11 protein-coding genes are annotated in these 10,865 nt (G+C 69.8%); 8 read left to right on the top strand and 3 right to left on the bottom strand.

What is annotated here, in order from left to right; all coding sequences use genetic code 11:
* Window positions 1-5 precede the first annotated feature (5 nt).
* Entirely contained in the window at window positions 6-1,619 is a 1,614-nt protein-coding gene (locus A9Z05_RS14895) for an MFS transporter (protein WP_069618764.1), read from the top strand.
* Window positions 1,620-1,845: 226 nt separating this feature from the next.
* Here A9Z05_RS14895 and A9Z05_RS14890 read toward each other — a convergent pair whose 3' ends face one another.
* On the bottom strand, window positions 1,846-2,274 hold the full coding sequence (locus A9Z05_RS14890) for a pyridoxamine 5'-phosphate oxidase family protein (RefSeq protein WP_069618837.1): 429 nt from the start codon (window positions 2,272-2,274) through the stop codon (window positions 1,846-1,848).
* Between the two features lie 331 nt (window positions 2,275-2,605).
* Between A9Z05_RS14890 and A9Z05_RS14885 the strand changes: the two genes are divergently transcribed.
* The 3 genes from A9Z05_RS14885 (at window position 2,606) to A9Z05_RS14875 (ending at window position 6,079) form a co-directional block, all read left to right on the top strand.
* On the top strand, window positions 2,606-4,132 hold the full coding sequence (locus A9Z05_RS14885; RefSeq protein ID WP_069618763.1) for an aldehyde dehydrogenase family protein: 1,527 nt from the start codon (window positions 2,606-2,608) through the stop codon (window positions 4,130-4,132).
* Between the two features lie 176 nt (window positions 4,133-4,308).
* On the top strand, window positions 4,309-4,857 hold the full coding sequence (locus A9Z05_RS14880) for a hypothetical protein (RefSeq protein ID WP_069618762.1): 549 nt from the start codon (window positions 4,309-4,311) through the stop codon (window positions 4,855-4,857).
* 205 nt (window positions 4,858-5,062) lie between these two features.
* Window positions 5,063-6,079, top strand: a complete 1,017-nt coding sequence (locus tag A9Z05_RS14875; protein WP_069618761.1) for a helix-turn-helix domain-containing protein — start codon at window positions 5,063-5,065, stop codon at window positions 6,077-6,079.
* A 196-nt stretch (window positions 6,080-6,275) separates the two neighbouring features.
* On the opposite strand, the gene A9Z05_RS14870 is transcribed toward A9Z05_RS14875, so the two are convergent.
* Together A9Z05_RS14870 and A9Z05_RS14865 are read right to left on the bottom strand one after the other, a co-directional pair.
* Window positions 6,276-7,373 (bottom strand): ADP-heptose--LPS heptosyltransferase, encoded by a 1,098-nt coding sequence (locus A9Z05_RS14870; protein WP_069618760.1) that lies wholly within the window; start codon window positions 7,371-7,373, stop codon window positions 6,276-6,278.
* Complete coding sequence (locus A9Z05_RS14865; protein WP_069618759.1) at window positions 7,370-9,073, bottom strand: thiamine pyrophosphate-binding protein; 1,704 nt, start codon at window positions 9,071-9,073, stop codon at window positions 7,370-7,372. The genes A9Z05_RS14870 and A9Z05_RS14865 overlap by 4 nt, the downstream gene beginning before the upstream one ends.
* Before the next feature lie 291 nt (window positions 9,074-9,364).
* Here A9Z05_RS14865 and A9Z05_RS14860 point away from each other — a divergent pair, with 291 nt between their 5' ends.
* From A9Z05_RS14860 to A9Z05_RS14845, 4 genes are all read left to right on the top strand, one after another.
* Entirely contained in the window at window positions 9,365-9,826 is a 462-nt protein-coding gene (locus A9Z05_RS14860; protein ID WP_069618758.1) for a hypothetical protein, read from the top strand.
* A complete protein-coding gene (locus A9Z05_RS14855) occupies window positions 9,823-10,107 on the top strand; it encodes a type II toxin-antitoxin system RelE/ParE family toxin (protein ID WP_069618757.1) in 285 nt (94 codons plus the stop codon). The genes A9Z05_RS14860 and A9Z05_RS14855 overlap by 4 nt, the downstream gene beginning before the upstream one ends.
* A 119-nt stretch (window positions 10,108-10,226) precedes the next feature.
* On the top strand, window positions 10,227-10,463 hold the full coding sequence (vapB, locus tag A9Z05_RS14850) for a type II toxin-antitoxin system VapB family antitoxin (protein ID WP_069618836.1): 237 nt from the start codon (window positions 10,227-10,229) through the stop codon (window positions 10,461-10,463).
* Window positions 10,463-10,864 carry a type II toxin-antitoxin system VapC family toxin gene (locus tag A9Z05_RS14845; protein ID WP_069618756.1) on the top strand — a complete coding sequence of 134 codons (402 nt, stop codon included), beginning with the start codon at window positions 10,463-10,465 and terminating at the stop codon, window positions 10,862-10,864. Before vapB ends, A9Z05_RS14845 begins: the two co-directional genes overlap by 1 nt.
* Window position 10,865 lies beyond the last annotated feature (1 nt).

The following is a 10,865-nucleotide window of genomic DNA, read 5'->3' as shown; positions in this document are numbered from 1 at the left end:
CGATGATGGATCACCCTGTTTCAGCCGTTTCTGCCCACGCGGCGCGCCGGCGCGCATGGGTGCTGGCCGCCGTCTGCATGGCCGCCGTCGCGCTGCCGCTGTCGTTTTCGGGCGGCGCGGTCGCGACGCCGGCGATTGGCCGCGACCTGCACGGCAGCCCGGTCGCGATGAACTGGATCACCAACGCGTTCATGCTCGCGTTCGGCAGCTTCCTGATGGCGTCGGGCGCGCTGGCCGACCAGTTCGGCCGCAAGCGCCTGTTCGCGATCGGCGTCGGCGGCTTCACGCTGATGTCGGTCGCGCTCGCGTTCGCGCCGTCGATACTCGCGGTCGATCTGCTGCGCGCCGCGCAAGGGCTCGCGGCGGCCGCGGCGCTCGCCGGCGGCACGGCCGCGCTCGCGCAGGAATTCGACGGCCCGGCGCGCACGCGTGCGTTCAGCCTGCTCGGCACGACGTTCGGGATCGGGCTCGCGTTCGGGCCCGTGCTCGCCGGCGGGCTGATCGGGCATTACGGCTGGCGTGCGATCTTCGTGACGAGCGCGGTGGCCGGCGTGCTGTCGCTCGCGTTCGGGCTGCCGCGCATGCACGAGTCGCGCGATCCGCACGCGACGGGGCTCGACTGGCCCGGCACGGCCGCGTTCACGGCCGCGCTGACGCTGTTCACGTTCGGTGTGATCGAGGCGCCCGCGCGCGGCTGGTCGAGCCCGCTCGTGATCGCGCTGCTGGCCGGCGCGGCGCTCGGCGCGTGCGCGTTCGTGACGATCGAGACGCGCGTCGCGCGGCCGATGCTCGACCTGTCGCTGTTTCGCATCGCGCGCTTCGTCGGCGTCCAGGTGCTGCCGGTGTCGACCTGTTGCTGCTATATCGTGCTGCTCGTCGTGCTGCCGCTGCGCTTCATCGGCATCGACGGCTTCAGCGAGATCGACGCCGGCTGGCTGATGCTCGCGATCTCCGCGCCGATGCTGGTCGTGCCGCTCGTCGCGGCGACGCTCACGCGCTGGCTGTCGGCCGGCGTGATTTCCGGGCTTGGGTTGCTGGTCGCCGCGGCGGGGCTCGTGTGGCTCGGCATCGCGTTGCGCGGCGGCGCGGGGCCGGCGGCGATCGCGCCGATGCTCGCGATCGGCGTCGGCGCCGGCATGCCGTGGGGGCTGATGGACGGGCTGTCCGTGAGCGTCGTGCCGAAGGAGCGCGCGGGGATGGCGACGGGCATTTTCAGCACGACGCGCGTGGCCGGTGAGGGGATTGCGCTCGCGATCGTCGGCGCGGTGCTGGCCGCGCTCGCGCAAACGGGGCTGGCGCGGGCGGTGGGGGCCGCCGGCACGCCGGACGCGACGCTGCGGGCCGCCGCGCGGCTCGCGACCGGCGATCTCGCGGGCGCGGCTGCCGCGTTGCCGGGCGTCGGCCGTGCGGCGTTGATCGCGAGCTACGCGCACGCGTTCGACCGGCTGTTGATCGCGCTGGCCGTCGTCACGGTGCTGTGCGCGGTGGTGGTGTTCGGGTTTCTCGGCGGGCGGCCGGCCGTCGACGAAGCGGGCGACGAGATGGACGGCCACGCGCAGGCCGATACGTCGGTGCGCCGCCGGAGCGAACCGGCGTGTGCGGAGATGCACGGGCGCTGAGGCGAACGGGCATGCGCAAGCCGATGCGTCGGCGGGCAGTCGGCGTGAACCGGCGTGTGTGGAGACGCACGGGCGTCGAGCATTGCATCGTGGCGCTCGGATGCTTCGATGTTTTCGGTGCTCGGTGCTCGGTGCTCGGTGCTTGGGTACTTCGGTATTTCGGTATTTCGGTCGACGCAGCCGCCGCGCCCGCGTTGCCCATTCGTAAAGCCTCACCCGCCGCGCGTCACGCCAGCACGAGCGGCGGCAGCCCCGCCTCCGCGCGCGCTTCTGCACATTCCACATCGATCACCAGATAGCGCAACGCATCCGGCCACAGCTGGGTACGCGCTTGCGTATCCTCGTCCAGCATCGCACGCCCCTGCACGTGCCAGGTCGTCTGACGCACGAAATCGACGAACAGCAGCGCGATGGCCGGATTCACGAGCAGGTTGCCGATCGTGTTGAGCAGGTTGTTGCCCGCGAAGTCGGGCAGTACCAGCGTGCGACGGTCCGGGATATCGACGAGCGGCGCGAACGAGCCGTCGGCGCGCGGCTGGCGGCCGCGGTACGAACAGTCGGCGTTGCCGGCCGCATCGGCGGTCGCGACGATCAGGAAAGCCTGTTCGCGGATGAATGCGATGGCGTCGTCGGTCAGCGGGCCGCGATCGTTCATGGTGTCGGTCGGCGCGTTCGCCGTGGCGTGTGGATCCGCGATTCGCACGCAAGCGACATGCCACGCGGCGCGGCGCGCGTTCGCGGGCAGCGCGGCGGCGCGCACTGTGGAAATTCCGAACACCGGCCCCATTGCTGCGCACTGGCGGTGTTCAGAATCGGTACACCGGCCGTGTTGCGGGCGTGAACACCGCGCGGTGCGAACCCGCGCCGGCCGCGATCGACGTGCGCCCGCTCCCGCCCGTTCCGTTTGGCACGCATGTTGCATGAACGGGATCAGCGCATTCCAACCGGCGCTGTACTCACACAAGCACGATGAACAGGAGACATGTATGAACCCGTTTGACCTGAAACAACTGGGCCTCGACGTCGAATACCCGTACCGTCAGCAATACGACAACTACATCGGCGGCAAGTGGGTTCCTCCGGTGAAGGGCGAGTATTTCGAGAACGTGTCGCCGATCAACGGCCAGCCGTTCTGCCGCATCCCGCGCTCCGGCGCCGACGATATCGAGCTGGCGCTCGACGCCGCGCATGCCGCGCGCCGCAAGTGGGGCAAGACGTCCGTGGCCGAGCGCTCGAACCTGCTGCTCGCCGCCGCCGACCGGATGGAAAAGAACCTGAAGCTGCTGGCCGTGGCCGAGACGATCGACAACGGCAAGCCGCTGCGCGAGACGATGGCGGCCGACCTGCCGCTCGCGATCGACCACTTCCGCTACTTCGCGGGCTGCATCCGTGCGCAGGAAGGCGGCATCTCCGAGATCGACGACAACACCGTCGCGTACCACTTCCACGAGCCGCTCGGCGTGGTCGGCCAGATCATCCCGTGGAACTTCCCGCTGCTGATGGCCGCGTGGAAGCTCGCACCGGCGCTCGCGGCCGGCTGCTGCGTGGTGATGAAGCCGGCCGAGCAGACGCCCGCGTCGGTGCTCGTGCTGATGGAGCTGATCGGCGACCTGTTCCCGGCCGGCACGATCAACATCGTGAACGGCTTCGGCAAGGAAGCGGGCGAAGCGCTCGCGACCAGCAAGCGGATCGCGAAGATCGCGTTCACGGGCTCGACGCCGGTCGGCAAGCACATCCTGCGCGCGGCGGCCGACAACCTGATTCCGTCGACGGTCGAACTGGGCGGCAAGAGCCCGAACATCTTCTTCGCCGACGTGCTCGACCAGGACGACGCGTACCTCGACAAGGCGCTCGAAGGGCTCGCGATGTTCGCGCTGAACCAGGGCGAGGTGTGCACGTGCCCGTCGCGCATCCTGATCCAGGAATCGATCTACGACCGCTTCATCGAGAAGGCCGTCGCGCGCGTCGAGCGCATCAAGTCCGGCCACCCGCTCGACCTGCAGACGATGATCGGCGCGCAGGCGTCGCAGCAGCAGCTCGACAAGATCCTGTCGTACATCGACATCGGCCGCGGCGAAGGCGCGCAATGCCTGACGGGCGGCGAGCGTACGGCGCCGGCCGCCGACCTCGGCACGGGCTACTACGTGAAGCCGACGATGCTGCTCGGCAACAACAAGATGCGCGTGTTCCAGGAAGAGATCTTCGGGCCGGTCGCGTCGGTGATGACGTTCAAGGACGAGCAGGAAGCGATCGAACTCGCGAACGACACGTTCTACGGGCTCGGCGCGGGCGTGTGGACTCGCAGCGGCACGCGCGCGTACCGGATGGGCCGCGAGATCGAGGCCGGCCGCGTGTGGACCAACTGCTACCACCTGTACCCCGCGCATGCGGCGTTCGGCGGCTACAAGCAGTCGGGGATCGGCCGCGAGACGCACAAGATGGCGCTGTCGAACTATCAGCAGACGAAGTGCCTGCTGGTCAGCTACCAGGCCGAGGCGCTCGGGTTCTTCTGATCGCAGAAGCCGGGGCGACGTGCCGGGGCCGGTCGGGCCCGGCATGTCGCCCGGTTCGATTTCCCTGTTCGACAGCCGGCGCCGGTCGCGCGTTCTTGCGCAGCGGGCGCCGGCAACGCTGCCGGCCGCCGCGCACGCGTGGCGGCACGGCGCGCCGATGCGACGCCCCCCTCAGCATGGCAGAACCGCCCCGATCCTTTCCGCGTCACCCGGTCTTCCATCCGGGCGAACTCGACGCGCAACACCGCTTCGGCGTCGCCGACGAAGCCGAGCGCATGAGCGACGTCGTGACGACCCGATTGAGCGTCGGTGTGCGGCAGTTCGTCGAATCGCAGCCGTTCATGTTCGTCGGCATGGCATCCGCCGCGGGTGCCTCGATGACCTGCGACATCGTGCAGAGCCGGCGCGACGCGAACGGTGATCTGCTGCCCGTGGTGCGCGTGATCGATACGAAGACGCTGCGGTTCGCGTTGCCGGCCGCGCCTGACGGCGGCGGCGGCCGGATCGACGCGGCCGCCTGCGACGGCCGTGGCGTCGGATTGCTGTTCGTCGATGTCGTGCGCGGCCTGCGCTACCGGATCAACGGTCGCGCCACGCTGCGCGCCGATCTGCCGGAAGCGGACGCGGCGCCGTGGGCAGCGGGCAGCGCGATCGTCGAACTGGCGATCGCGCAGGCATACGGCAATTGCGGCACGCGGGTCGTGCGGCTGAAGCCGGCCCGGTAGCCGGTATCCGGGCGCGGGCGGCGGCGCGCGTGCGCGCTCGCCGCGCGGATCGCACCGGCGGCGTGCGCGGCATGCCGCCTTCGGGTGCGCCCGCATGGCGCGCATCGGCCGGACAGCGTGCAATGGCGGCTTGCTCGCCGGGCCGTGCGGTTCGGCACGGGACTTGCGTGACACGCAGGGTTCCGCGCAGGTGAGGGAGGACACGATGAATCAACACGTGGCGTATACGGAAGAACCGACCGCCGAGGACACGCGGCGCAGCGCGCTGGGCGACGACGCGTTCGCCGGGCAGGCCGTCGTCAGCGTCGCGCACGATGCGGACGAGCAGGCGCGCAACCTGATCGGCTGGCGGCAAACCTACGACCAGCTCGCGGCCGGCCGCTTCGTCGGCACGCTGACCGAGCTGCCGCTCGATACGATGAAGCTGTTTCGCGAATCGACCAGCCATCTGCTGCGCCAGGCGTGCGAAGTGCGCGGCGACGCGTACTGGTTCGGCATCCCGCTCGTGTGCGACGGCTCGGCGCGCGTCGATGCATGCCGCATCGGCCCCGGCGCGCTCGCGTTCCGGCCCGGCAACGTCGAATTCGAACTCGTGACGCCCGCGCAGTTCTCGATCTACGGCGTCGTCGTGCGCGGCGACGTGCTGCGCCGCTACGCGGAGGAAGTCGAGCACCGCGCGCTCGACGAGCGGCTGTTCACGCAGCGCGTGATGCAGGTCGGCGACGCGCGGCTCGCGCGCCTGTGCGCGCTGCTCGGCCGCCGGCTCGACGGCGCGGTGGCGATGGCCGGCCCGCTGCCCGATGCGCAGCGCGACGACCTGCAGGCCGAAGTGCTGGCCGCGCTGTTCGATGCGTGCGCGCAACCGGCCGACGACGGCGGCGGCGCGGCGCCGTCGACGCGCCGCTGGATCGTCGACCAGGCGCGCGACTACGTGCTCGCGCACCGCACGCGGCCGGTCGGCGTGCCCGAGCTGTGCGAGCAGTTGCACGTGAGCCGGCGCACGCTGCAGTACTGCTTCCAGGACGTGCTCGGGATGGCGCCCGCGACCTACCTGCGCACGCTGCGGCTGAACGGCGCGCGGCGCGACCTGTGCGGGCGCGCGGCCGGCTCGGTGCAGGACGTCGCGGAGGCGTGGGGCTTCTGGCATCTGAGCCAGTTCGCGACCGATTACCGGCGCCTGTTCGGCAAGCGGCCGTCGGAGACGCTGCGCGATCGCGCGTGAGGGGCGCGGCGCGGTGAGCCGGGCGGCCGGAGCGGCGTTGGCGGTTCGACCGTTCCGCTTGCCGCCGCGCCCACTTCGCTCGCGTGGCCGGTAAAAGCCTGGCGGGATCAGGCGGGTGGGCGAAGCGGCACCGGTGCTGGCGCGGCGTGCGGGCTGCCGCCGGTTCGATCGTCGCGCTTGCGCCGCGCCGCTTTGCTCAGATGGTTGGCGCTGCCCCGTCGCGCGGGGCGGGCCACGCCAGCGCGTCCCAGTCGATTGCGCGATACGCGGCTTCGACCGCCGCGAGATCGTCCGGCCGCTCGCTGCGATGCAGCCCGTGCAACGCGGCCGGCACGTCGAGCGTGACCGGCACGCAATGCGGATAGTCGCGCACGCGCAAGGCCGGCCCGATCGTCGTGAAGCATGCGATTGTCGGCACGTCGAAACCGTCGGCGAGGTGCACGGCCGCCGTGTCCGGCGCGAACAGCAGGCTCGCGCCCTTGACCCACGCGATGAAGCGCGCGGTGTCGGTCGCGTCGCGGCTCACATCCACGTAAGCGGGATGCGCGATCGGGCCGAACCCCACCACCGGCAGCCCGTAACGCCGCGCGAGCCGTTCCACGAACGCGACGCGCAGCGCGGGCGGCACGCTGCGCACCGCGGTGCTCGCATTCGGGCAGAACAGCACGTACGGCCGCTGCCACCCGGCCGGCAGCGCGGGCAGCGATAGCCGCGCAAGCCAGCGATTGCGCTTCGCGGCGACCGGCACGGCGTCTGGATCGACGCCGAGCGCGTCGAGGAAGAAATCGATCATCGGCAGCCGCGCGAACGCGGGCCAGTACAGGTGATTGCCGACGTCGATGCAGTGCGCGTCGGCGGGCAGCGCGTCGGCGGGGCACGGCAATGCGCGTGACGGCGCGACCACGTCGGCCGCGAGCGCATACAGCGCATCGACGTAGCGCGGCGCGCGCGCCGGCCGGTACAGCGTGAAGCGGAGATCCGCATGGGTCGCACGCAGCGCGGCGACGGCCGTCAGCCCGATCACCGAATCGCCGAGCGCGACACCCATCCCGTTGATCACGTGCACGTGCCGCTTATCGCCGTGATCGAGCCGGAACGGCCGGTGCGCGGCGTGCAGCAGGCCGAGCGCCGGCGCCGCCGCCACGTAGCCTTCGGCGCGCACGTCGCCGTATTCGAGGTCGTACGGCGCGACGAGCGTGCCGTCGGGCGCGAGCAGCGTGCCGGGGCAGGCCAGCGCGTCGTCGTGCGACAGCGCGGCGACGGGCGGCGCGGCGTGCATGTTCACCATCGTCATGCGCCGCGCGCGCGGCGGCCCTGCTCGCGGATCTGCTCGAGCGTCGCGGCCGGCGTGCTGGCGTCTTGCGGGATGCGGATCTCGATCACCGCGGGCAGTCCGCAGGTCAGCGCGCGTTCGAGCGCGGGCGCGAAATCGGCGGTGCGCTCGACCGTCTCGCCATGCGCGCCGAACGCACGCGCATACGCGGCGAAATCCGGATTCGTGAGCCCCGTGCCGTGCACGCGGCCCGGGTAATTGCGCTCCTGATGCATGCGGATCGTGCCGAAATGGCCGTTGTTGACGACGATCGCGACGATGTTCAGCCCGTATTGCATCGCGGTCGCGAGCTCGTTGCCGGCCATCATGAAGCAGCCGTCGCCGGCGAGCGCGACGACGGCGCGCTGCGGATACAGCGATTTCGCGGCGAGCGCGGCCGGCAGCCCGTAGCCCATCGCGCCGCTCGTTGGCGCGAGCTGCGAGCGGAAATGCCGGTACGCGAAGTGGCGATGCAGCCAGATCGCATAGTTGCCCGCGCCGTTGGTCAGGATCGCGTCGTGCGGCAGGCGCTCGCGCAACTGCACCATCACGTCGCCGAGCTGCACGTTGCCGGGCATCGGCAGCGGCGCATGCCATTCGCGGTACGCGCGGTGCGCGTCGGCGGCCGCGCCGGCCCATGCAGGCCGCTCGGGCGGTTCGAGCGCGGCCAGCGGCGCGGCGATCTCGGGCATGCCCGACACGATCGGCAGGTCGGCGGCGTACACGCGGCCGAGCTCGTCCGCGCCCTGATGCACGTGGATCAGCGTCTGGCGCGTTTTCGGGATGTCGAGCAGCGTGTAGCCGCCCGTCGTCGCTTCGCCGAGGCGCGGCCCGATCACGAGCAGCAGGTCGGCGTCGCGGATGCGTTTCGCGAGCGCGGGGTTGATCCCGAGCCCGACGTCGCCCGCGTAGTTCGGGTGCGCGTTGTCGATCGTGTCCTGGAAGCGGAACGCGCATGCGACCGGCAATTGCCAGCGTTCGACGAAGGTGCGCAGGTTCGCGCACGCGTCCGGCGTCCAGCCGCTGCCGCCGACGATCGCGAACGGCCGCTCCGCGCGCGCGAGCCGCTCGCGCAGCTCGTCGAGCTGCGCGGCCGACGGCGCGGCCGCGATGCGTTTCGCGGCCGGCACGACGGGCTGCGGCGCGCATGCGTCGGACAGCACGTCCTCGGGCAACGCGAGCACGACCGGGCCGGGCCGGCCGGACGTCGCGACGTGGAACGCGTGGCTCAGGTATTCGGGGATACGGCGCGGGTCGTCGATCTGCGCGACCCATTTGGCCATCTGGCCGAACATCCGGCGGTAGTCGATTTCCTGGAACGCTTCGCGGTCGAGGTGTTCGCGTGCGCACTGGCCGACGAACAGGATCATCGGCGTCGAATCCTGGAACGCGGTGTGCACGCCGATCGACGCATGGGTCGCGCCGGGCCCGCGCGTGACGAACGCGATGCCGGGGCGGCCGGTCAGCTTGCCGACCGCTTCGGCCATGTTCGCGGCGGCCGCCTCGTGGCGGCAGACGACCGTCTGGATGCGGGCGGTGTCGTCCGCGAGCGCATCGAGCACGGCGAGGAAGCTCTCGCCCGGCACGCAGAACACGCGTTCCACGTGGTTGGCGAGCAACGCATCGACGAGCAGTCGCGCACCGGTGGTGGCGCGCGGCTCGAGATCCTTGGAATGCGACATGGGCTGCCGTCTCCCTGGGTAGCGGGACGTACAGCTTACGCCGGTTGGCCGTGGGCCGGTGCGACGGCGGCTGAAAAGTGTCGGAACGCTGGGCGGTTCGGGGATTGCGTGCTGGCTTCGGTTGGCCATCCGGCCAGCTTGTGCATGCTTGTGCGAAGACGGAAAGTGAGCGCTATGGATGGCGGGCTGGCGCTTGTCTCGATCCGAAAAGAGGGCATCCCAAATAACAATAAAGTGGGGTTCCGTTCAATAGTAAAATTTCAGCGAACGAGTGGAGAAGGGGCGAGAGCCATGACGACCGAAACGATCGATCAAAAGACGCTGACGGAGCTGATCGAAGCCGGCGCGGTGCGTGCGGCCCGCGTGGTCGGTTGCGGCAACGGCTGGGCGCTGTCGGCCCGGTGCGGCGCGCACGAGCGCTTCCTGTCGGCCAAGCGCGGCGACGTGCGGGTGTTTCGCCGTTTTGAAACGCTGGTCGGCTTTCTGCGCGACATCGGCATCAACCGGTTCGATGTGGATGCGTCGGCATTCGACCCGGACGCGGCCGGGCGGGCGACCCGACCCGATCGTGCGGCGGCGTTGAAGGCGGCACACGAGGCGGTGGCTCACGATCGCTGGTTTCGCGAGCAGGTGCAGCAGGCGCTGGATGACCCGCGTGCGTCGATTCCGGACGCCGAAGTCAGCGCCGACTTCGCATCGCGCCGTGCGGCGTTGCGTGAGCGGCTTGCGGGCAAGCGCGGGGATGCTTCTTGACCCTCGCGTTGCACTGGAATCCGAAGGCGTACGAGGATCGCGCCGCGATCATGGAATACATCGCCGAGGACGACCCGCTGGCCGCGCTCGAACTCGACGAACTGCTGGAAGAAAGGGCGGCGGCGCTACCGGCCCATACCGAGTTGTATCGGCAAGGGCGGGTGGCCGGCACGCGCGAGCTGGTGATCGCGCCGAACTATGTGCTCGTCTATCGCCTCCGGCCGGCCGAGGGCATCGTGGAGATTCTCCGCGTGCTGCATGCGCGGCGGCAGTGGCCGTGATGTGCGTATTCATTGCCGGCTCGTCAGCCGAAGGAGTACCTGTTATGTACACACATGGATTTACATCTCGGCCCGCATCGGATAATGTACATACAATGTACATCCGATCGGAGATCGACATGCATACCACGAGGGTATTCAGGAACGGCAACTCGCAGGCCGTGCGTATTCCTGCGGACCTTGCCTATGAGCGCAGCGATATCGAACTGGAAATCGAGCGCGTCGGTGACGAAATCCGCATTCGGCCGATGCGGCGGCCTTTGACTCAGGTACTGGAGAAGTTCGCGAAATTCGGGCCGGACTTCATGACAGAAGGACGCGGCGACCAGGAGCAGGCCGAACGCGAGGGTTTGTGATGCCGCGCTTCATGCTCGACACCAACATGTGCATCTATCTGATGAAAAATCAGCCGGAGCAGGTCGCGAGACGATTTGCGCAGTGCTACACGGGCGACGTCGTCATGTCGGCGATCACCTATGCGGAACTCGAGTACGGCGTGACCGCATGTGCGAGCCCCACCCGGGAGCGCCGCAATCTCGCCGCATTGATCGAGGACATTCCCGTCGCGCCTTTCGACGCCCCGGCAGCGCAAGCGTATGGTCCGATCCGGGAGGCGACTCGCGAGCGGAAGAAGGATCACCTCGACAAATTGATCGCCGCGCATGCGGTGTCGCTCGATGTCGTCCTCGTCACCAACAACGAGCGGGATTTCGTCAGCTATCCGGGGTTGCGACTGGAGAACTGGCTGAACGACTAGC

Source organism: Burkholderia sp. A2 (genome assembly GCF_001729305.1).
Classification (GTDB): domain Bacteria; phylum Pseudomonadota; class Gammaproteobacteria; order Burkholderiales; family Burkholderiaceae; genus Burkholderia; species Burkholderia sola.
This window is presented reverse-complemented; position numbering and strand designations above follow the sequence as displayed.